At 71.0% G+C, this 21248-nt stretch carries 19 protein-coding genes; 2 read left to right on the top strand and 17 right to left on the bottom strand.

Annotated elements, in window-relative coordinates; genetic code table 11:
• Positions 1-5: 5 nt before the first annotated feature.
• The 6 genes from tsaB to EGT67_RS03875 all read right to left on the bottom strand — a co-directional run bounded on the left by tsaB (position 6) and on the right by EGT67_RS03875 (position 5797).
• The gene (gene tsaB / locus EGT67_RS03850) at positions 6-662 is read right to left on the bottom strand and encodes a tRNA (adenosine(37)-N6)-threonylcarbamoyltransferase complex dimerization subunit type 1 TsaB (RefSeq protein WP_127914672.1); all 657 of its coding nucleotides are present in this window, start codon (positions 660-662) and stop codon (positions 6-8) included.
• A gap of 26 nt (positions 663-688) precedes the next feature.
• On the bottom strand, positions 689-1189 hold the full coding sequence (gene tsaE, locus EGT67_RS03855) for a tRNA (adenosine(37)-N6)-threonylcarbamoyltransferase complex ATPase subunit type 1 TsaE (RefSeq protein WP_127914673.1): 501 nt from the start codon (positions 1187-1189) through the stop codon (positions 689-691).
• Positions 1179-2273, bottom strand: a complete 1095-nt coding sequence (locus EGT67_RS03860) for an alpha/beta fold hydrolase (protein ID WP_127914674.1) — start codon at positions 2271-2273, stop codon at positions 1179-1181. Before EGT67_RS03860 ends, tsaE begins: the two co-directional genes overlap by 11 nt.
• The gene (alr, locus tag EGT67_RS03865) at positions 2270-3409 is read right to left on the bottom strand and encodes an alanine racemase (protein ID WP_241565884.1); all 1140 of its coding nucleotides are present in this window, start codon (positions 3407-3409) and stop codon (positions 2270-2272) included. The genes EGT67_RS03860 and alr overlap by 4 nt, the downstream gene beginning before the upstream one ends.
• A gap of 136 nt (positions 3410-3545) precedes the next feature.
• Entirely contained in the window at positions 3546-5018 is a 1473-nt protein-coding gene (locus EGT67_RS03870) for an NAD(P)H-hydrate dehydratase (RefSeq protein ID WP_127914676.1), read from the bottom strand.
• Positions 5018-5797 carry a VOC family protein gene (locus EGT67_RS03875; RefSeq protein WP_127914677.1) on the bottom strand — a complete coding sequence of 260 codons (780 nt, stop codon included), beginning with the start codon at positions 5795-5797 and terminating at the stop codon, positions 5018-5020. Before EGT67_RS03875 ends, EGT67_RS03870 begins: the two co-directional genes overlap by 1 nt.
• A gap of 73 nt (positions 5798-5870) precedes the next feature.
• On the opposite strand from EGT67_RS03875, the gene EGT67_RS03880 reads away from it, so the two are divergent.
• The gene (locus EGT67_RS03880) at positions 5871-6230 is read left to right on the top strand and encodes a cupredoxin domain-containing protein (protein WP_127914678.1); all 360 of its coding nucleotides are present in this window, start codon (positions 5871-5873) and stop codon (positions 6228-6230) included.
• Between the two features lie 42 nt (positions 6231-6272).
• Here EGT67_RS03880 and glmS read toward each other — a convergent pair whose 3' ends face one another.
• Positions 6273-8141, bottom strand: a complete 1869-nt coding sequence (glmS, locus tag EGT67_RS03885; protein WP_127914679.1) for a glutamine--fructose-6-phosphate transaminase (isomerizing) — start codon at positions 8139-8141, stop codon at positions 6273-6275.
• Positions 8142-8208: 67 nt separating this feature from the next.
• Here glmS and EGT67_RS03890 point away from each other — a divergent pair, with 67 nt between their 5' ends.
• Positions 8209-9093, top strand: a complete 885-nt coding sequence (locus EGT67_RS03890; RefSeq protein ID WP_127914680.1) for a poly(ethylene terephthalate) hydrolase family protein — start codon at positions 8209-8211, stop codon at positions 9091-9093.
• Position 9094: 1 nt separating this feature from the next.
• Here EGT67_RS03890 and EGT67_RS03895 read toward each other — a convergent pair whose 3' ends face one another.
• From EGT67_RS03895 to eccCa, 10 genes are all read right to left on the bottom strand, one after another.
• On the bottom strand, positions 9095-10567 hold the full coding sequence (locus EGT67_RS03895; protein ID WP_127914681.1) for a hypothetical protein: 1473 nt from the start codon (positions 10565-10567) through the stop codon (positions 9095-9097).
• A complete protein-coding gene (locus tag EGT67_RS03900) occupies positions 10567-10872 on the bottom strand; it encodes an N-acyl-D-amino-acid deacylase (RefSeq protein WP_127914682.1) in 306 nt (101 codons plus the stop codon). Before EGT67_RS03900 ends, EGT67_RS03895 begins: the two co-directional genes overlap by 1 nt.
• 96 nt (positions 10873-10968) lie before the next feature.
• The gene (gene glmM, locus EGT67_RS03905; protein ID WP_127914683.1) at positions 10969-12306 is read right to left on the bottom strand and encodes a phosphoglucosamine mutase; all 1338 of its coding nucleotides are present in this window, start codon (positions 12304-12306) and stop codon (positions 10969-10971) included.
• A gap of 141 nt (positions 12307-12447) precedes the next feature.
• Positions 12448-12906 (bottom strand): 30S ribosomal protein S9, encoded by a 459-nt coding sequence (gene rpsI / locus EGT67_RS03910; protein ID WP_241565885.1) that lies wholly within the window; start codon positions 12904-12906, stop codon positions 12448-12450.
• A 44-nt stretch (positions 12907-12950) separates the two neighbouring features.
• Positions 12951-13394, bottom strand: a complete 444-nt coding sequence (gene rplM, locus EGT67_RS03915; protein ID WP_127914685.1) for a 50S ribosomal protein L13 — start codon at positions 13392-13394, stop codon at positions 12951-12953.
• Between the two features lie 170 nt (positions 13395-13564).
• Complete coding sequence (gene rocD / locus EGT67_RS03920; RefSeq protein WP_127914686.1) at positions 13565-14809, bottom strand: ornithine--oxo-acid transaminase; 1245 nt, start codon at positions 14807-14809, stop codon at positions 13565-13567.
• 156 nt (positions 14810-14965) lie between these two features.
• Positions 14966-15268 carry a WXG100 family type VII secretion target gene (locus EGT67_RS03925; protein ID WP_127914687.1) on the bottom strand — a complete coding sequence of 101 codons (303 nt, stop codon included), beginning with the start codon at positions 15266-15268 and terminating at the stop codon, positions 14966-14968.
• A gap of 47 nt (positions 15269-15315) precedes the next feature.
• Positions 15316-15639, bottom strand: a complete 324-nt coding sequence (locus EGT67_RS03930) for a WXG100 family type VII secretion target (RefSeq protein WP_241565863.1) — start codon at positions 15637-15639, stop codon at positions 15316-15318.
• Between the two features lie 164 nt (positions 15640-15803).
• Positions 15804-17084, bottom strand: a complete 1281-nt coding sequence (locus EGT67_RS03935; RefSeq protein WP_164877473.1) for a type VII secretion-associated protein — start codon at positions 17082-17084, stop codon at positions 15804-15806.
• Positions 17081-21091, bottom strand: coding sequence for a type VII secretion protein EccCa (eccCa, locus tag EGT67_RS03940; RefSeq protein ID WP_127914689.1), 4011 nt, complete (start codon positions 21089-21091; stop codon positions 17081-17083). The genes EGT67_RS03935 and eccCa overlap by 4 nt, the downstream gene beginning before the upstream one ends.
• Positions 21092-21248 lie beyond the last annotated feature (157 nt).

The raw sequence follows: 21248 nt of genomic DNA on the forward strand, positions 1-21248 counted from the left end.
CGTGCTCATTTGCGGCGGTCCGCCAGTTCCACGGCATCGGGGCGACGCAGGTACAGGGGCACCAACGGCTCGGGCTCCACGCCGACGCGCAGTGCCAGCGCGGCGACCGACACCAGGCCGGCCGGCGACGGCGTCTCCACCGGCTCGACCGGCAGGTCGAACATGTCGACGTGCGATGCCGAACCGGCGATCACCTCCGACGGTGCCGCGTCGAGTTCGGACGGCTTGACCACCTCGGGGCCCTCGACCCGCCTGCCGCCCGCGTACCGGGCCCAGTACACCTCACGACGACGGGCGTCGGTCACCACCAACAGGTTCCGGTCACCCGTGACGTCCGCCGCGATCGCGTCGAGGCTGCACACGCCGTGCACGGGGATGCCCAGCGCGTCACCGAACGCGGCGCCGGTCGCCATCCCGACCCGCAGGCCGGTGAACGGACCCGGGCCCACCCCGACGACGACGGCATCGAGATCCGCTGGGGTGTGGCCCGACTCGGCGAGGCATTCGAGGATCTGCGGCGTCAGGACCTCCGCATGCGCGCGGGCGTCCACGGTGACCCGCGTCGCCAGCGCCCGCGGGGCACCGGTGTCGGATTCCCGGTCGAAGCGCACGACGCCCGCGGTGACCGCGGGGGTGGAGGTGTCGATGGCAAGCACAAGCACGGTAGTCCAGGCTACTCGGCCTGCCGTTACGTGCGCGGCACCCACTCCCAAGTGGCGGTGCGGACGTCGGATTCGGGTGCACGGCGCAGGCGCACCCGCAGGTGCCGATCGGCGAGATGCTCGACGACACCCTCGCCCCACTCGACGACCACGACCGCACTCGCGAGATCGGTGTCGAGGTCGAGCGCGTCGAGTTGGTCGTGCATGTCCACGGCGGCGTCGGAGGCCGCCGCCTCGTTCAACCGGTACGCGTCGACGTGCACCAGGGCGACGGGGGCGCCGCCGTCGGGTCGGGTGCCCGGCCGGTGCTCGCGAGCGATGATGAACGTCGGCGACGTCACCCGGCCCTCGACGCCGAGACCGGCCGCGATGCCGCGGGTCAGTGCGGTCTTGCCGGCCCCCAGCGGGCCGTCGAGCACGACGAGGTCGCCGGCCACGAGGCCCCGGGCCAGCGCACGGCCCAGCGCCTCGGTGTCCTCCGTCGTGGGCAGCGTCGCGCTGCCCCCGGTACGTGTATCAGCCGACATCGGTCTGCTCCAGTTCACCCGCCGGCGCTGCATTCTCGCGATTCTCGCGGCTCGACACGGCGCGCCGGACCAACCGATCGATCGCATCGGAGGTTACCTGCGGGAACTCGAGCTCCACGAGATGGCCCGCACCCCGGACCCGCACCAGTTCGGACCGGGGCAGCGCCGCCGCCAGCGACCTCGAGCTCGGGAACGGAATGATCATGTCGGTGTCCCCGCACAGCACCAGCGCGGGCGTGTCGGCCAGCACCGGCAGCGCCTCGGATTCGTCGTGCAGTTCGAGGGATTCGAGGAAGTTGACGATCGTCACGACGGAGATGTCGCCCAGCATGCCGTCGGAGAACGCGACCAACCGCGGGCTCACCTCGGTGCCGTACGACGCCGCCCGCATGATCGGCGAGATGATCGCGCGCGCCGCGCCCCGCGCCTGCTGCACCACACCCGGTGCGGTGCGCACCGCGAGCCGGAACGCGTCGATCACCGGATTGTTCAGATTGCGTCCGAGCCCCGACTTGTTGAGGCCGGCGGCCGTCGTCGCGAGCAGACCGACGCCGATCACCTTGTCGTCGAACAGTTCCGGGAACTGGCGGGCCATCGCGAGGATCGTCATGCCGCCCATCGAATGCCCCACCAGGACGACCGGGCCCGACGGCGCCACGGCATCGATCACGGCCGCGAGGTCGCGGCCCAACTGCGCGATGGTGCAGCTCTCGGCGGCCGGCATGCCGGACTCGCCGTGACCGCGCTGGTCGTAGAACACCATCCGCGCCGTGTCGCCCCACACCTGCGCGAGCTGCGTGCGCTGGAAGTGCCACGACTCCATCCGCAGGCAGTACCCGTGCACGAAGATCACGGTCAGCGGCGCGTCGGCCGGGCCCACCTCACGGACCAGCAGCGGCACGTCGTCCTCGGTCGGCACGACGCGGCTCCGGTCGCGGCTCATCAGGTCGAAGTCCTCGGATCCGTAGATCTCGGGTCCCCGCCGCGTCGTCACCGCTTTGACCACGTTGAGCCCCGCGAGCGTGCCGATCGCGGCGACACCCGCCACGCCTCCGAACAGGCCGAGCCTGTTCAGGAGATTCATGACCGGCCGCCCAGTCCTCCGATGTACGTCCGGACCGTGCGCCCCCGCACCGACGTCACCACCTCGTAGTGGATGGTGTCGAGGGCATCCGCCCATTCCTGCGCGTGGGGTTCGCCGTGATCGCCGTTGCCGAAGAACACCGCGGTGTCGCCCTCCCGGACCCCTGCGCCGTCCGGGCCGAGATCGACCACGACCTGGTCCATGCAGACCCGGCCGATGCCCGGCCGGCGGTCGTCGCCGAGCCACACCTCGAACCGCCCGCCCAGCGCGCGCGGGATGCCGTCGGCGTACCCGACCGGCAGCAGCGCCACCGTCGTGTCGTGCGGGGCCACCCACGTGTGCCCGTAGGACACACCGTCACCTGCTGCCACCTTCTTCACCAGCGCCACCCTCGATCGGAACGTCATGACCGGCCGCAGGCCGAACGTCCCCAGATCCGGAACCGGGGACAGTCCGTATATCGCGATTCCCGGCCGAACCATGTCGAATCGCAGGTCAGCGCGGGTGAGGGTGGCCGCCGAGTTCGACAGGTGCGCGGCCTCCGGCGCCAGGCCGATGCGCTTCGCGTCGGCGAGTGCACCCGTGAAACGCGCGCGCTGCTCGTCGATCACCGGGTGGTGCGGCTCGTCGGCGTGCGCGAGGTGCGAGAACACACCCTTGAACCGGACCGCGCCCTCCGCTTCGACGCCGGCCAGGTCCTTCAGGAAGTCCGTCCACTCCTCGCGGGAGACGCCGTTCCGGTTCAGGCCCGTGTCGACCTTGATCGTCACGGTCGCCGCGGTCCCCACCCGACGGGCCGCCGCGACGACCGCCGAGAGGTGCCGCGGCGACGACAATCCCAGCTCGACCCCCGCGGCGATCGCGGGCGCGAAGTCGGAGTCCGCCGTGTGCAGCCACGACAGCACCGGCGCGGTGATGCCGGCGTTCTTGAGTTCGAGGCCCTCGGCGAGCGTCGTGACGCCCAGTTCGCGGGCACCGGCTGCCAGGGCGGCCCGCGCCACCGGGACGGCGCCGTGGTTGTACGCGTCGGCCTTCACCACCGCCATGACGGCGGCGTCACCGGCGTGCTCGCGCAGGATGCCGATGTTGTGCGCCACCGCGTCGAGATCGATCACCGCTTCGGCCTGGGGCGCCACTGCCGGGGGCGGGGTGTCCGCTGCGGTGGCGCTCGTGGTCTTCGGCTCGGTGTCAGGCTCCTGCGCGGTGGTGGTCACGGCATTCGATCCTGCCACTCATCGGGGCGAAACAGTCCCGCGGGTACAACCCGACCAGTCACGATTCGGGTACATGTGAGCCCGGGAACACGCGCAGGATCCGAATCGCGGACCGCAGGTGGCCGAGGAGCGTCGACGCCGAGATCGGCGCGAGCCCGGCCTCGCCGACCTCGCCGGCGCCCTCCCGCGCGCCGAGGTTGGCGGCCAGCGAGTGCGCCCGCGCGCCGGCCGCGGCCGCGAGCGCCGGCGCGAGCCCGGTGGCCATCAGGGCGCCGATGATGCCCGACAGCACGTCACCCGAACCGGCCGTGGCCGCCCACGAACTGCCCGCGTCGTTGACGTGGACGCGCCCGTGCGGATCGGCGATGACGGTGGCCCGCCCCTTGAGCAGGACCGTGACGCCCAACTCCGCCGCCAGCGCCCGCGTGGCCGCGACCCGGTCCGGGAAGGGCGCGACCCTGGTGAGCCGCTCGAACTCCCCCGCGTGCGGGGTCAGCAGGGTGGGGGCACTGCGGCGGCGCAGCTCGCGCATCAGGTCGGGATGCTCGGCCAGCAGATTCAGCCCGTCGGCGTCGACGAGGACCGGCAGATCCGTCGCGAGGACCGTGCGCAACTCGGCCAGGGCGGCATGATCGGTGCCGATGCCCGGGCCGACGACCCACGCCTGCACCCGTCCGGCGTCGGCGGGCGACAGGGCCGCCACCACCTCCGGCCAGTGGTCCAGCACCTCGGCGGCCGCGCGGCCCGCATACCGGACCATGCCGGCGGTCGCCGTCACCGCCGCACCCGACGACAGCACCGCCGCGCCGGGATAGTGCCCGCTGCCGGCGACGACGCCGACGACGCCCTGCGTGTACTTGTCGTCCGCGGCGCGCGGAACCGGCCACAACCGGCCCACCTCGGCGGGATCGAGCGCGGTCATGTCGGGATCCGGCAGGTCCAGGCCGATCGGCACCAACTCGACCCGGCCGCACCGGGCCGCAGCCAGCACGTGGACCGGCTTGAGCGCCCCGAACGCGACCGTGACCGCGGCCGTCACCGCGGGGCCGTCGACCGCACCGGTGTCGGGGTCGACGCCACTCGGCAGATCCACCGCGACGATCGGCGCGTCCAACTGCGCCACGATCGCGGCCGCGGCGGGGCGCAACGCCCCCTTCCCGGAGATCCCGACGATGCCGTCGAGCACCAGGTCCGGATCGCCCGGGTCGGGTGACACGCGTCCGCCCGCGGCCTTCAACGCTGCGAGGCCCGCCGCGTGAGCACGGGCCGGATCGAGCAGCACCGCGGTGACGGCCGCCCCGCGCCGGCGGAGCATCGCGCCGGCCCACAACGCGTCGCCGCCGTTGTCGCCGGAGCCGACGAGCAACGTGACGTCGCGGCCGGCGACTCCCCCGGTGCGCGCCCGCAACTCGTCGGCCGCGACCCGCGCCAACCCGTACGCCGCGCGCCGCATCAGCGTGCCCTCGGGCAGGCTCGCGAGCAGCGGCGCCTCGGCCGCTTTGACCTGCGTCGTCGTGTAGTAGTCCCGCACTATCCGGCCGCCGTCGGTCCCGAGATCATGAACGGGGCGCCGTTCGGATCGGCGACCCAGGCCATCCGGCCGTACTCGGAGTCCCACGGCTCGCGCATCACCGTGCCGCCGAGTTCGGTGACCCGGGCGACGGCGTCGTCGGTGCTGTCCACCTGGATGAACATCTGCCAGTGCGACGGCACCTCGGCCGCCAGCGCGCCGCTCGCATCGAAGATGCCGGCCAGGTCGTCACCGCCGAACCGGGCTGTCGAGTAACGGAATTCGTCCGTGTCGCTCAGCGTCACGAGCTCCCAGCCGAAGACGTCCCGGTAGAACGGCAGGGCCGCCTCGTAGTCCTTGGTGACCAGCTCGAACCACGCCGGAGCGCCTGTCTCGCCGATCACCCCGAAGCCCTTGTGCTCGGCCGGCTGCCACGCGCCGACCACGCCACCGGACGGGTCCCGGAACAGCGCCATCCGCCCCTGCGCGGGCACCGTCATCGGCTCCATCATCACCTGCCCGCCGGCACCCAGGGCCGCCTTCGCGGTGGCGTCGGCGTCGGCCGTGGCCAGATACGTCGTCCACACGTCGACGTACGGATTGCCGGGCTGTCCGGCCATCAACCCGGCGACGGGCTTGCCGTCCGAGAAGAACATCACGTAGCCGCCGTACTCCGCACCGGACGACTCGTGGGTCCAGCCGAAGAGGTCGTCGTAGAACGCGGCCGCACGGTCGACGTCGGAGGCTTGCAGATCGATCCAGCACGGTGCGCCGACAGGCGCGGAATCACGAGTGGGCATGACAACTCCTCGCACGGTTCGAGGTCGGGAACGTGCCGAAGGGCACACTCGAACTCAGACTACGCTGAAACCCATGAAGACACGCGCGAGCGCGCTGATTGCCGGAATCGCTTTGGCCACAACACTTTCCGGCTGCTCGACCGATTCGACGGACGAGCCGGCGACCGACTCGGGCAAAGCTCTCACGGTCGAGGTCGCCGACATGGCCTACACGCCCTCGTCCACCACGATCTCCGCCGGCCAGACCGTGACCTGGGTGTTCGACGACCGCGGCACCCCGCACGACGTCGTCGGACTCGGCGACGCGAAGCCCGTCCTCCGCAGCCCCCTGCTGACCTCGGGTACGTGGGAGTTCACGTTCACCGAGCCCGGCACCTACAACTACACGTGCTCGCTGCACCCGGACATGCTCGGTGTGGTCGTGGTGATCTGACCGGCGATCTGAACACCCCGACCACACCGAGCCGCCGGCGGCCTATTCGACCGTGACGGACTTGGCGAGGTTGCGCGGCTTGTCGACGTCCAGACCACGCGCCTGCGCGACCTCGGCCGCGAACACCTGCAGCGGCACCGTCGAGAGCAGCGGCTGCAGCAGCGTCGGCGCCGCCGGGATCTCGATGAGGTGATCGGCGTGCGCCCGCACCGCCTCGTCGCCCTCCTCGGCGATCACGATCGTCGTCGCACCGCGGGCCTTGATCTCCTGGATGTTCGAGACCAGTTTCGAGTGCAGCACCGCACGCCCCTTGGGCGACGGCATGATCACGATCACCGGCAGCCCCTCCTGGATCAGCGCGATCGGACCGTGCTTGAGCTCGCCCGCCGCGAAACCCTCGGCGTGCATGTACGCCAGCTCCTTGAGCTTGAGCGCACCCTCGAGCGCCACCGGGTAGCCCACGTGACGACCGAGGAAGAGCACCGCCGGGGACTGCGCGAACTTGCGCGCGAGTTCCCGTACCGACTCCACCTTCTCGAGCACCCGCGCCACCAGATCCGGCATCGCGGCAAGGTCGGCGTACTCACGCGCGACCTCGTCGGGGTACTTGGTACCCCGCGCCTGCGCCAAGGCCAGTCCCACCAGGTAGTTCGCGGTCACCTGGGCGAGGAAGGCCTTGGTCGAGGCGACGGCGATCTCCGGACCGGCCCGCGTGTAGAGGACCGCGTCGGCCTCACGCGGAATCTGCGCGCCGTTGGTGTTGCAGATCGCGAGCACGCGCGCCTTCTGGTCCTTCGCGTGCTTGACCGCCTCGAGGGTGTCCGCGGTCTCGCCGGACTGCGAGATCGCGACGACGAGCGTCGACCGGTCCAGGACCGGGTCGCGGTAGCGGAACTCGCTCGCGAGTTCGACCTCGACGGGCAGCCGCGTCCAGTGCTCGATCGCGTACTTGGCGAGCAGACCGGAGTGGTACGCGCTGCCGCACGCGACCACGAAGACCTTGTCGACGTCGCGCAGTTCCTGATCCGACAGGCGCTGCTCGTCGAGCACGATGTGCTGGTCGACGAAGTGCCCGCGCAGGGTGTCGGCCACCGCGTCCGGCTGCTCCTGGATCTCCTTGAGCATGAAGTAGTCGTGGCCACCCTTCTCGGCGGCCTGCAGGTCCCAGTCGATCCGGAAGGCGCGCGTGCGGTCGGCCGCATCGTTCCCGAAGAAGTCCGTGACCGAATAGCCGTCCGCGGTGATGGCGACCACCTGGTCCTGGCCCAGCTCGATCGCGTCGCGGGTGTGCTCGATGAAAGCCGCGACGTCCGAGCCGACGAACATCTCGCCCTCGCCGACCCCGACGACCAGCGGCGTCGAGCGGCGGGCCGCGATGATCATGTCCGGGTGGTCGGCGTGCGTGAACACGAGCGTGAACGCGCCCTCGAGACGACGCAGCACCGACAGCGTGCTCTGCAGGAAGTCGCCCGCGGTGGGCCCCTCGGCGAACGCCCCGGCCACCAGGTGCACCGCGACCTCGGAGTCGGTGTCGCTGAGCAGGTCGACGCCGGCCGCCTCGAGCTCGGCGCGCAGCGGCGCGAAGTTCTCGATGATGCCGTTGTGCACGACCGCGAACTTTCCGCTCGCGTCGCGGTGCGGATGCGCGTTGCGGTCGGTCGGCTTGCCGTGCGTCGCCCAGCGGGTGTGACCCATGCCCGTGGTGCCCGCGAACTGCGCGCGGCCCACGTCGTCGAGCTCGGCCTGCAGATTGGCCAGACGTCCGGCCTTACGTTCCGTGGCGAGCCCACCCGCGCCGTCGAGCACGGCGATACCCGCCGAGTCGTAACCGCGGTATTCCATTCGCTGCAGCGCCTTCTCCACGACGTCCAGAGCCTGGCGGTGGCCCACGTAACCCACGATTCCGCACATGGTTCACCAGCGTACTTGGACGACCGTGTGGAGCGAACTCGGTCCGCCATCGGATAACGTCACACCCGTGGCGCAGACACCGAAGTCCCTGGTATCCAAGCTGTCCAAGCGTGGCCCGCACCGGGTGCTGCGCGGAGACCTCGCGCTCGCGGGGCAGCCGGGCGTGGTCTACACCCCCGCCGAGGGCTTCAATCTGCCCGCCGTCGCGTTCGCCCACGACTGGCTCGCCGGCGCCGCGAACTACGCCGCCACGTTCGAGCACCTCGCCTCGTGGGGCATCGTCGTCGCCGCGCCGAGCACCGAACGCGGCCCCGTCCCCTCGCATCTCGGGCTGGCCGCGGACCTCGGCACCGCCCTCGACATCTGCACCGGCGTGCGTCTCGGCCCCGGCCGGATCAGCGTCCACCCCGACCGTGTCGCGTTCGCCGGTCACGGCATGGGGGCCGGAGTCGCCGTCCTCGCTGCTGCGCAGCAGGGCCGCGCGAAGGCGGTCGCCGCGCTGTTCCCGTCCCCGACGGCGCCCTCCGCGACCACGGCGGCGGCCCGGGTCGAGGTGCCGGGGCTGATCCTCGCCGCCGCGAAGGACGTCGATTCGCTGAACAGCGATGCCCTCGCACTCGACGACGCGTGGAAGGGCGAGAGCCTGCTCCGCGTCGTCGACAAGGGCTCGAGTGCGGGCCTCGTCGAGGGCCGACGTCTTCTCGGTTTCCTCGGGGTCGGCGGGGCCGAGCGTCGGACGCAGCACGTGACGCGGGCGCTCCTCACCGGCTTCCTCCTGCGGCATCTCACCGACGACAAGACGTACGCCGTCTTCTCGGACGCCGACGCCCACTTCCCCGGCACCCACCCCGCCACGCGGGAGGACGCGGAGGACTCGAAGGACGCCGTCGACCCGCGGGACGCCGCCGCGCATCACGCGGGCACCCAGATCAGCCAACTCCTGAGCCACTAGCTCACAGCGGTCCCGCCTCGGCGATCTCGACCCCCGACCCGTCGGGCACCGACTCCTCCGACCCCAGCTCCGCCAACACCGGTTCCGCCGGATCCGCTGCCCCGCGACCGCTCGTCGTCGAGCGGGCGCCGTGCGCCGGCGGCGACACCGTGGGCGCGTCGGCGTCGTCGGGCGCGGGCACACAGGAGTCGACCGCGGGTTCCGGCGGCGGTGGTGCCGGCGGCTGGAGTTCCATCGGTTCGGGTTCCGGTTCCGGTTCGGTTTCCGGGGGTTGCGCTGCCTGGAGTTCCTCGGCAGGAGAGGGCATTTCGGGCTCGGGGCGGTTGTCGGTGACGACGGCCTCCGCCGCGGGAACCGGCGGCCCCGGCGGACGCTCGGGCTCCGGCCCCTCCGCGACCGTCGGATCCCGGGGCGTGGGCGCGGCGTCGCAACACGCATCCGATTCGAGGTTCAGACTGCACCCGGCACCGGTCTGCCCGGGCGACTCCGCCCGCTCGGCCGCCTCTCGGACGATGTCGCCGACCGTGTCGACGACGGCGAGCGCGACCTCGGCCACCACACCCACGACCGCACCGACCGCCCGCGCGGCGCCCTCGATCACCAGACCGTCCAGGGCCAGCGATCCCCCGCCCACGAGCGAACCGGGCGACGGCGCCGCCGGGCGGACGCCGGACGGTGCGCCGAGGCCGGTCAGGCTCGTCGGTACCGCCGCTGCCGTCGATCCCGCCTCCCCCACCGGGCCGGTGGCGGTCGGGACGGCCGGCGGTACGCCGCACGGGGCGGGCGGGGCGGCAACCGGGCGGCAGTCCCCGACCACGAGCGGGCCGGGAACCGGGAACGCGCTGTCGTCGACCCGCGCGAACGCGCAGGCGAGATTCCGGTACGCGTCGTCGACCGCTGCCGCCGTCGCATCGCACAGGGCGGTGAAGCGGCTCACCGTGTCGCGCACGTGTGGGAGGAAGACGCCCTCGAGCCAGTCCACACACACCCAGTCCGCAATCGCCGTGTCGATCTGCTCCGGCGTGAAACCTCCGACCCGGGATGCATCGCGGGCACCCACCCAGCGCGCCTTCCGCGCCACCGTCTCGCGCAGGGCCCTGGAGGTCTCGACGAGCGCGCATCGCACATCCGCGACGTCCCGGCGCACCCGATCCGCCCGGACGAGGTGCGCGGCCAGGTGCTCGTGGGCGCGATCCGCACCCGTGCCGGTCCACGCCTGCCCGAGAGTCGAGGCAGCGCCGTCCTGTGCGTCGAACCGATCGCCCAGATCCGCAACGATCCTCGTCAGCACCTCGATGTCGGCGTCCAGCGCACCGAGATCGATGCCCCGCTGCTCGTAGTAGCGCGCCGCCACGTCCTCGTACGTCGGCAGGCGCTCACCCGTCGCCAACCGCTCCACGACGGCGGCGGCGCGGGGCAGGTAGAGGGCGAAGTACCGCAGTCCGGTCGCGCCGGTGTCGAGGATCGTCTCCACTACCGGCCACCGAGTACGACGACGTTCCCCGCCGTCACGGCGTCCTGGTTGTCGTAGGCGTCGGCGGTGGCTGCGAGTGCCCGGCCGGTCGTATCGGACGCGGTGGCCCATGCACCGATCGCGCGGGCCAGGCGCAGGTAGCCCTCGCGGATGGCCCGCTCGCGTGCCGCGGTCCCGGCGACGGCCGGCGCGAGCCCGCCGCCGGTCACGGCGCGGCCGGCCTCCGCGAGGGAGGCGGCATCCGCCTGCAACGCACGCGCCGTCGCCCGCACCCTCGCGACATCGATCGAGACCACGTCTGCCATCGGTTCCGCTCCTCAGCGCTGTCGATTCGGCTTCTTCGTCCTGTTCGACGCATTCGGCGGCCCGATGGTTCCGTTCGGTTTCGCGAGGTCTCCGGGCTAGGCGGATGCCACCTGTTCGGCGAGTGTCTCGGCGATGCGCTGGGCGGTCTCGGCATCCGCGGCCTCCACCATCACCCGCACCAACTGCTCGGTTCCGGACGGACGCAACAGGACCCGTCCGGTGTCGCCGAGTTCGGCCTCGGCCGTCTCGATCGCCGACCGCACGTGGGGTGCCTCGGCGACAGCCGCCTTGTCCGCGACCTTGACGTTGATCAGTACCTGCGGCAGTGAGGTCATCGCCCCCGCGAGCGTCGCCAGGGATGCACCCGTCTGCGCCATCCGGCCCATCAACCGCATACCGGTGAGGACGCCGTCACCCGTCGTGCCGTGGCCCGGGAGCACGACGTGCCCTGACTGCTCGCCGCCGAGGCTGAAGCCCCCGGAGCGCAACTCCTCGAGCACGTAGCGGTCGCCGACCGCGGTGGTCCGCAGTTCGATGCCCGCCTCGCGCATCGCGATGTGCAGGCCGAGATTGCTCATGACGGTGGCGACCAGCGTGTTCTCGACGAGTTCGCCGGACTCGCGCATGCCGATCGCGAGGACGGTCATGATCGCGTCACCGTCGACGACAGCACCCGTCGCGTCCACCGCGAGGCAACGATCGGCGTCGCCGTCGTGCGCCAGGCCGATGTCCGCGCCGTGTTCGACGACCGCGCGCTGCAGCACCTCGAGGTGCGTCGAACCGCAGCCGTCGTTGATGTTCAGGCCGTCGGGTTCGGCGTTGATCGCGATCACCGTCGCGCCCGCGGCCCGGTAGGCGTCGGGAGCCACCGTCGACGCGGCGCCGTGCGCGCAGTCGACGACGACCGTGAGGCCGTCGAGTCGGGAGTCCAGCGCACTCGCGAGATGGGCCAGGTATCGGCTGGTGGCGTCGAACGCGACGTCGACCCGACCGATGCCGGCACCCGTCGGACGACGCGTCGGGCCGGCCGCGATCGACGCCTCGATGCGGTCCTCGACGTCGTCGTCGAGCTTGTGCCCACCCGCCGCGAAGATCTTGATGCCGTTGTCCGGCATGGGGTTGTGCGAGGCGGAGATCATCACACCGAGCGCGGCGCCGTATGCGCCGGTCAGATAGGCGACCGCCGGCGTGGGCAGGATTCCGACGAGGATCACGTCGACACCGGATGCGGTCAGTCCGGCGGTGACGGCGGCCTCGAGCATCTCGCCGCTGGCTCTCGGGTCACGGCCGACGACCGCGACTGGTCGCTCCGACCCGGATCCTGATGGCGCGAGCACCTCCGCTGCCGCGGCGGCGACCTTCAGCGCCAGCTCGGCGGTCAACTCGGCATTCGCCAAGCCCCGCACACCGTCCGTGCCGAACATACGACCCATAGATTCCGACCCCTCCAGATCCGGGCGAGCATTCAGGTGAAACACGAAAGCAGGCGTCCGGAAGCGAAGAGCTCTACGAACGCCTGCTCTCGTGGCAGAACAGGTGCCGGAGCCGGCACGAATGCCGGCTCCGGCGACACATCAGCGCTTGGAGTACTGAGATGCCTTGCGGGCCTTCTTCAGGCCGTACTTCTTGCGCTCGACGGCGCGGGCGTCACGCGTCAGGAAGCCGGCGCGCTTGAGCGCGGGGCGATCCTCGGCGGTGACCTCGATCAGAGCGCGGGCGATGGCGAGACGCAGAGCGCCGGCCTGGCCCGACGGGCCGCCACCGGTCAGGAGGGCGGTGATGTCGAACGACTCGGTGCGCTCGACCAGGACCAGCGGCGCCTTGATGAGCTGCTGGTGCACCTTGTTCGGGAAGTAGTCCTCGAGGGTGCGGCCGTTGAGCTTGAACTCACCGGTGCCGGGGGTCAGGCGGACGCGGACGACCGCCTCCTTACGACGGCCGACGGTCTGAACCGGGCGGTCGATGACGATCGGAGCCTGCGGTGCAGCCTCGTACACCTCGGTGACCTCGGTCTCGGTGGTGTACTCCGAGATCTCCTCTGCCGCGGGCTCGACGGCCTCGTTGAAGTCTTCGTTGCTCACTGGGCGACCTGCTTGATCTCGAACGGAACCGGCTGCTGCGCGGCGTGGGGATGGGTCGGGCCTGCGTAGACCTTCAGCTTGCCCGCGATGGCGCGGCCCAGCTTGTTCTTGGGGAGCATGCCGACGACGGCCTTCTCCACGAGACGATCGGGGTTCTTCTCGAGAACCTCGCCGACCGAACGAGCCTTGAGGCCACCCGGATGTCCGGAGTGGTGGTACAGGAACTTGTCCGTACGCTTGTTGCCGCTGATGGCAACCTTGTCGGCGTTGATGATGACGACGAAGTCGCCGCCGTCAACGTGCGGTGCAAAGGTGGGCTTGTGCTTGCCGCGGAGCAGGTTGGCTGCCTGCACGGCAAGGCGACCGAGCACCACGTCAGTGGCGTCGATGACGTGCCAGGTACGGGTCACGTCTCCGGCCTTCGGGGAATACGTAGGCACAGAACTTCCTCGTCTGTTCGTTTCTGCTGCTGGCCGAGCGCGCAGCACTCCGTCCCCGGCGGCCAGTTGAGACCCGGGAACGACTTCTCACCGCGCACGAGAGCGGGGCAAGAGACGGCACGCCGACGTAGAACGATACCGGCTGGGGCCGACCAGGGTCAAAGCGCCCGCTACCCGGCGAGCGCGTCCGCAAGGCGTTCGACGGCCCATGTCAGGTCGTCGCGGCTGATCACGAGCGGCGGCGCGATCCGGATCGTGCCCTCGTGTGCATCCTTCGCGAGGACCCGACGGGCCAGCAGGCGCTCACAGATCACCCGGGCCGTCGGCTGCCCCGGCGCCAACTGGACGCCGGCCCACAGCCCCCGGCCGCGCACCTCCGCGACCAGGTCGGCCGGCAACTGCCCCAGCAACTCGTGCAGGTACGCCCCGAGTTCCCGGCTGCGCCGCTGGTAGATGCCGGTCTCCAGGAGGCGGACGACGCCACTGCCGACCGCGCAGGCCAGCGGGTTGCCACCGAACGTGCTGCCGTGCTGCCCCGGGTGGATGACATCCATGACGTCGCGGTCCGCGACCACGGCGGAGACGGGGACGATCCCGCCACCGAGCGCCTTCCCCAGGATGTAGACGTCGGGGACCACACCCTCGCGGTCGCACGCGAACGTGTCCCCGGTCCGGCCCAGCCCGCTCTGGATCTCGTCGGCGAGCATCAGGATGCCATGCTCGTCGCACAGCCTCCGCACTCCCGCGAGGTAACCGTCCGGCGGGACCAGCACACCCGCCTCGCCCTGGATGGGTTCGACGAGGACCGCGACGGTGTTCTCGGTGATCGCGGCCGCCAGTGCACCGAGGCTCCCGTACTCGACCGACGGGAATCCCGGCGGGAAGGGACCGAAACCGCCGCGCGCGTCCGGATCCGACGAGAACCCGACGATCCCGATCGTGCGTCCGTGGAAGTTGCCGGCACACGTGACGATCTCGGCCCGGCCGTCGGGCACGCCCCTGACGTCGTAGCCCCATTTGCGCGCGAGCTTGAGGGCGGTCTCGACGGCCTCCGCGCCGGTGTTCATCGGCAGCACCGCGTCCTTTCGGCACAGCCGCGCGACGTCGGCGCAGAACTCGGCGAACCGGTCGTGCTGGAAGGCGCGGCTGGTGAGCGCGAGCCGACCGATCTGCACGCGCGCGATCTCGACCAGTTCGGGGTGCGCGTGCCCGAAGTTCAGCGCCGAGTAGCCGGCGAGCACGTCGAGGTAGTCGATGCCGTCGATGCCGCGCACCCACGCGCCCGAACCCGACGTGATCACGACCGGGAGCGGACAGTAGTTGTGTGCGCTGTGCTCGTCGGCACGGGCGAGTTCGGCCGCGGTCCCGGCCGTGACCGGCACGAGTTCGGCGTCGAGGTGATGTCCCGTCGTCATAAGGTCCGCCTCCCGGCCGGGCGCCAGCCGCCACTGCTTTCGGGTCAGGCCAGTATCCGCCGACCGGCGCTCGGCGGCAATCGTTCTCGGACCCGGATACGCGTGTGCCCCGACGGCTCTCCTCCGTCGGGGCACACGCTGTCTGAGGTAGTAGGACTACCCCCAGCTTCTGGCGGCAGCGGCGTTCGCTTCCTGCATGCCCTCATTGCCCTGGCCGACGACACGACCGACGGCCTCGAGGACCTGGTGCAGCTCGGACGCCGCGGTGTCCCACTTGGCCTGGTGCTCCTGGTACGAAGTGGACGAGCTGGCGTCCCAGTCCACGATCATCTTGTCGACGGTCCGCTTGATATCGGCCAGCTTCCGGTCCATCTCACCCTGGAGGGAGATGATCTGCTGCTGCATCGCCTCGATCTGGCCGAACGAATAATGGATGGGGCCGTTAGAGGGGGCGGTCATGACTGCTCCTGTCGGTAAAGGTCTGCGAATTCGGACGATCGAGATGCTCAGGACATGTTCAGGCTGCTCGCGACGCTGTTGATCGCCGCCGTGTGATCCTGCTGCGCGGTATCGAACTTCACGCTGTTCGACTTGAGGTTCTCGCTGATCGACCGCAGCGCATCGTTGATCTTGTTGGAGCTGTTCTCCCACTGCTCCATGAGGTTGTGGAACGCGATCGCAGCGCCGCCCTGCCAGCCGCCACGGATCCCGTCGACCTCGCTCCGGACGCGTTTGAGCAGCCCGTCGAGCTCATCCTTCATCGTGTCGAGCTGAGTGGAGGCGGCCCCCATCGACTCGGTTGTGACTTTCAAATGATCCTGTCCGCCCACTTCGAACTCCTTCGGATGCGCTCGGCATCGTTGTCCCACTTCCGCGTCCGGCCACCGATCCCCCAGGGACTCGTCGCGGCCAGTTCGCGCCTACATCTGGTTGGACGCACTCGTGCGTCGATTCGGTTCCATCGATCCCGGAACTTTTTTCGGGGCCTGGTCCTTCAGGCCGCACCCACCTCCACGCTGCGGACGGCCTGCTCGCAATCCGGGGCCAACGCGTCCCACTCACCGTCCCGGAACTGACAGCCCACGCTCACCTGCACGCCGTCCTCGACGAGGACGTGCCAGCGCACCCGTGACCGGTCGTCCGGCGTCTCGACGTACGAGATCACCGGCCGGCCCGCGAACTCGGCGTCCGGGTCGAACTCCGTGAAGGGACCGCCGGGACCGCGGTCGGCGATCCGGCGCTCGAGCGCACGCGCGACCTCGGCGCGATCCGAGCCCGCGGCGACGTCGGCGGGAACGAGAACGATGCGGCGTCCGCCGACCCCCACGGGCGTCAGGTCGAGCCGACCCGGTTTGGCCTCCGCGCTCCACCGGTCCGGGAGTTGCACGCTCACCGGCCCGATCTCGAAGCGCTGCAACGGTTCGGCGGCGTCGGAGATGCCCGGCCGGGTCCACGGCTGCCAGAACACGAGGGCGGTGCCGACGACCGCTGCCACGACGAGTGCACCGACCATGGCGAGGACCGTGCGCCCCGGTCTGCGCCGCGGGATGAGCGGGGCGTGCTCGAGCCACGCGGCGGCAGCGTCGTGCCGCTCGTCCGGCGCGACGTCCGCCGCCGTCGGCAGGCGCACCAGATCCGCGTCCGCGACGACCACGACCGTCGATTCGATTCCGGCGGTGAGGGTCGTGGCGAGTTCGGGGTCTTCCGCGCCGGTCACCAGCACGACGTCGACCGAACGCTCACCGGCGACGGTGCGCACCGACCGGTCCAGCAACGAAACGCGGTCGGGATGGTCACGAAGGTCGAGACTGCCGGTGTCCGAGACGAGTTCGCACGCCACGACGGCCGGTTCGCCGTCGCCACCCCGCTCGACGAGGCTGGCGGTGGTCGACAGCGACCCGCACTCGAGCACCACCCAGCGCGTACAGTTTCCCGGCGCCGGAACTGCCAGCGCCACCGGCACCAGCAGCACCTCGTGGGCGGATCGCCGCGCGGCCGACTCGAGGACGCCACGGCGAAACGATCCCCAGTGCGACGGGTAGGTCACGGCCACTCCGGAGGCGAATCCCGTTCCCCTCGTGCCGGTTCCGAGTGCACGATGGAGCGAGGCCGCGAGGACGTCGACGGTTGCGACCGGCTGCGCCCCGACAAGGACGTGTTGGTCGTCGATGCATTCGAGGCAGTCCCGAATGGAATCGTCAGGCACCCGGACCACCCCGGACGGGGACGCCACCCACACCGCGCCGTCGGCGAGGTGCAGGGCCGATCGGGTCACAACTGCGGCAACCACGAGAGCTGAACCAGGGAGGTTCCGCTCCGTGCGATGAACGTGCCGCGTCCCGCCGGCTGCTCGCTGGGCCGGACGGCGCCGATGAGGTTGCCCTCGTCCCGGCTGCCGCTCATCACCATTCCGGCCGGCACGAGGTCGCGCATCCGCGCGATCACCGGTTCGTAGAGCGCCCGCGACGCGCCACCGGACCGCCGGGCGACGATCAGGTGCAGGCCCAGGTCCTTCGCGTGCGCGAGGTAGTCCAGCAGCGGGGTCAGCGGATTCCCACTCGACGTCGCGACGAGGTCGTAGTCGTCGACGACGACGTAGATCTCCGGGCCCGACCACCAGGACCGCTCCCGCAACTGCTGCTGCGTGGTGTCCGGTCCGGGCATGCGGCTCGCGAGGATGCCCGCGAGATCGTTCATCATCGTCGTGAACGTCGTTGCCGAGGCCGCGTATCCGGCCAGGTGATCACCCTCGACCACCCCGAGCATGGTGCGCCGGTAATCGCCGATGATCAGCTTCGCCTGCTGCGGCGTGTTCGACTCCATCAGCCCGAGACAGATTCCGCGCAGCAGCGTCGTCTTGCCGCACGCGCTGTCACCGAAGACGAGGAAGTGCGCCTGATCCGCGAAATCGAGGTAGACCGGCGCGAGTTCGGCCTCGTCGATGCCAATCGGCACCGACAGACACGCCCCACCCGGCGCGACGGGGGCCGGCCAGTGCCCCGCGGCGGCCGTGAGCACGTCCTCCCGTGGAATCCGATCGGGAAGCATCCGCACCAGTGGTGCCCCCGGACCGGAGCGAGTGGCCCCGAGGTGGGCGACGGCGCCGGCCACCCCGGAACCGAGATCGTCGCTGCGGCAGACCCCGTCGAGCCGGGGCAGCGCGATGAGCAGGTGCAGTCCCTCACGGGTGATACCGCGCCCCGGTCGCCCGGACGGGACCAGCATCGCCTTCGCACGGCCCACATCGGAGTCCGCCGGGTCACCCAACCGCAGTTCGATTCTCGTACCGAGTTGATCCTTGAGCGCGGGCCGGATGTCGGCCCAGCGCGGAGTCGCCAGCACCACGTGCACGCCGAACGAGAGTCCCTGTCCGGCAAGGGCACTGATCTGCGCTTCGAGCGCCTCGAAATCCTGCCGGATACTCGGCCAGCCGTCGATGACCAGGAAGACGTCCCCGAACGGGTCCTCGGCCGCGCCGGCCGCCGCCGGGCCCTCACCGCCGCCACGGAGGCGCCGGAAGTCCGCCATCGACTCGATGCCGAGTTCCCGGAAGCGCCGTTCCCGCTGGCGCACCAGGGTTGCCATTTCGGCCACCGTGCGCCGCACCAGGTCGACATCGAGTCGGTTCGCGACCGACCCGACGTGCGGGAGACCCGCCAGACCGGACAGCGTGCCGCCGCCGAAGTCGAGGCAGTAGAACTGCACCTGCCGCGGCGAATGCGTGGCCGCCATCGACACGATGAGGGTCCGCAGCAACGTCGACTTGCCGGACTGGGGCCCGCCCACGACGGCGACGTTGCCGGTCGCCCCCGCCAGGTCGGTCACCAACAGATCCCGGCGTTGGTCGAACGGCCGGTCGATCACACCGATCGGGGCCCGCAGCGAACTCACCGCGGGCACCGATTCCGTGAGGGCGGCGGGCGGCAGGATCTGGTCGAGCGTCGGCGCGACCTCGAGCGGCGGCAACCACACCTCGTGCGCGGCCGGTCCGCGGCCGCGGATGCGATCGACGAGGACCTCGAGGACGGACTGCTGATCTCCGTCGTCCTCGGGCGTCGGGTCCGGCGCGATCGGGATCACCGGTTCCTCGAACACGGGCAGGGCGACCGGCGTCGTGGTGAACAGGCGGGGGCGCAGGTCGAGGTTCGGCGCGTTCGCCCCGGCGGATCGGTGGGCCCGCTCGGTCTCGTAGGGGCCCGACACGTACGAGGCCTGGAAGCGCACGATCTCCGCGGAATCGCACTTGAGGTAACCGGCGCCCGGCGCCGCCGGCAGATGGTAGGCGTCGGGCACACCGAGCACGGTGCGGGACTCGTTGGCCGAGAACGTCTTCAGGCCGATCCGATAGGACAGGTGACTGTCGAGGCCGCGCAGCTTGCCCTCCTCGAGCCGCTGGCTCGCGAGCAGCAGGTGCATGTGCAGCGACCGGCCGAGGCGCCCGATCGCCACGAACAGGTCGGCGAACTCGGGCTGCTGGCTGAGCAGTTCGGAGAACTCGTCCACCACGATGAACAGCGCCGGCAGTGGCGCGAGGTCGGCGCCCGCGCTGCGCGCCTTCTCGTAGTCGGTGACGTTCGCGAAGTTGCCGGCGGCGCGCAGCAGTTCCTGCCGCCGGTTCATCTCACCGGCGAGAGCGTCCTTCATGCGGTCCACCATCGCCAGTTCCTCGGCGAGGTTGGTGATGACCGCGGCGACGTGCGGCGCGTCCTCGAGGCCCAGGAAGGTCGCACCACCCTTGAAGTCGACCAGGACCAGGTTCAGGGCGTCGGGTGAGTGGGTCGCGAGCAGACCGAGCACCAGGGTGCGCAGGAACTCCGACTTGCCGGATCCGGTGGCGCCGATGCACAGACCGTGTGGGCCCATGCCGTTCTCGGCCGCCTCCTTGAGGTCGAGTTCGACGGGACTGCCGTCGACCCCGACGCCGATCGGGACGCGGAGCCGATCGCGACCGTGGCGCGGCGCCCATCCCTGGACGGGATCGAACCGGCCGACGTCGCCGATCCCGAGCAGTCGACTCCACCCGGCCGCGACGGGCGCCCCGTCGTCCTCGGCGGTGTCGGCGGCGGTACGGGCGGCGATCCGGAAGGGCGCGAGGCGCCGGGCCGCGGACAGCGCCTCCTGCGGTGTGAGCGCGTCCGCGGTCGCGAATCTCTCGACCCCGGCACCGCTTCGCGCGCCGAGTGCGCCGTCCGTCGTCACGAGTTGCAGACCGCGCGTCGCCGTGAGCCGCGGGCAGTACCCGCTCAGGTCGAGCAGCGTCACCGAGTCCAGCCCGCCGTCGGTGATCGCGCCGCTGTCACCCTCGAGGATTCCCCCGTCGATCACGACCACGATCTGCGGCACGCCCGGCGTCGGGGGCGCGCTCCGGGAGAATCGCCCCCGCATCGAGAGCTGCTGTCCCAGAGACGATTCGAGCTCGATCACCGATCCGTACACCATCCGCGCGGGTCCCGCACCGTCGATCACATCCGGGTGCTGAGCGTGCGGAAGCCACTTCACCCAGTCCCACTCCGCGGCGGTGTCCGGGCCGCACACCACCGCGACCTGGAGCTGATCGGGTCCGTGGAACGTGCACAGCTGAACGAGCATCGCCCGGATCAGCCCGCGCGCACCGGCCCGATCGCCGTCGACGGCGATCGCCGCGAAGCCCCGCAACGACACCGCCGTCGGCAGGTCCGCGACCACCGAATGGGCACGCACGAACCGCCGCAGCGACACCGCCGAGACGGGCTCGAGGTCGTCGACCGGCCCGGTCTCGGGCGGGATGAGGCGAGTCGCGAGCCGCTGGCTGCCCCGGCCCACGCGCACGTGACCGTAGTCGGGGTCGGTGGTGCGGCGCTCCCACATGCGGACCGTACCGGTCAGCGTCCACAGCGATCCCGGGTCCGGGTGGCTCCACTCGAGCGCCTTGCGCTGTTGCGCCCCGGTGTCGAGGGCGTCGCGTCGCAGTTGGTCGAGATAGCGCAGGTAGTCCTTGCGATCCTCGTTGGCTTCGGCCGCCTTCGGCCCACCGCCGCGGCCCGACCCCGCGAGCATGCCGACCATCGACACCAACATCATCACCGGGAACATCAGTGCCATGGGGTTGGTGGACATGCCGGAGGTGAACATCAGCGCGGTCATGCCGACCATGGCGGCGACCATGACGAGCGGCAACAGCTTGGTCATCAGGTTGCCGGGCGTCACCCGGGGGATCTCGGGGGGCGTCTGCAGGCTCACCTCACCGCCCGGCGTACGCGGAGCCTCCCGACGTGCCCGGCGCACGAAGTGCACGGTGCCCATGCTTCCACCCCCAGAAGAAGGCCAGTCCTCGCCCGGCCGGTCCCCTCGACCGCACCGAGTCACCCCCCACGGGCTCCGGACTCGCGAACTGAGAAACTACAGCACCGCACCGACGATGGACACCGTGGAGGGCGGGGAGCACCACCGGGTATGGTGC

The sequence above is a fragment of the Prescottella agglutinans genome (assembly GCF_004011865.1).
In the GTDB taxonomy this organism is placed as follows: Bacteria; Actinomycetota; Actinomycetes; order Mycobacteriales; family Mycobacteriaceae; genus Prescottella; species Prescottella agglutinans.

Coding starts and splice junctions, on each gene's coding strand:
- glmS (WP_127914679.1), bottom strand. CDS start 8,141: ATGTGCGGAATCGTGGGTTACGTGGGCCACCGCCAGGCTCTGGACGTC.
- eccCa (WP_127914689.1), bottom strand. CDS start 21,091: ATGGGCACCGTGCACTTCGTGCGCCGGGCACGTCGGGAGGCTCCGCGT.
- EGT67_RS03880 (WP_127914678.1), top strand. CDS start 5,871: ATGAAGACACGCGCGAGCGCGCTGATTGCCGGAATCGCTTTGGCCACA.
- EGT67_RS03860 (WP_127914674.1), bottom strand. CDS start 2,273: ATGAATCTCCTGAACAGGCTCGGCCTGTTCGGAGGCGTGGCGGGTGTC.
- tsaE (WP_127914673.1), bottom strand. CDS start 1,189: ATGTCGGCTGATACACGTACCGGGGGCAGCGCGACGCTGCCCACGACG.
- rocD (WP_127914686.1), bottom strand. CDS start 14,809: ATGACGACGGGACATCACCTCGACGCCGAACTCGTGCCGGTCACGGCC.
- EGT67_RS03900 (WP_127914682.1), bottom strand. CDS start 10,872: ATGGCAGACGTGGTCTCGATCGATGTCGCGAGGGTGCGGGCGACGGCG.
- glmM (WP_127914683.1), bottom strand. CDS start 12,306: ATGGGTCGTATGTTCGGCACGGACGGTGTGCGGGGCTTGGCGAATGCC.
- EGT67_RS03875 (WP_127914677.1), bottom strand. CDS start 5,797: ATGCCCACTCGTGATTCCGCGCCTGTCGGCGCACCGTGCTGGATCGAT.
- EGT67_RS03925 (WP_127914687.1), bottom strand. CDS start 15,268: ATGACCGCCCCCTCTAACGGCCCCATCCATTATTCGTTCGGCCAGATC.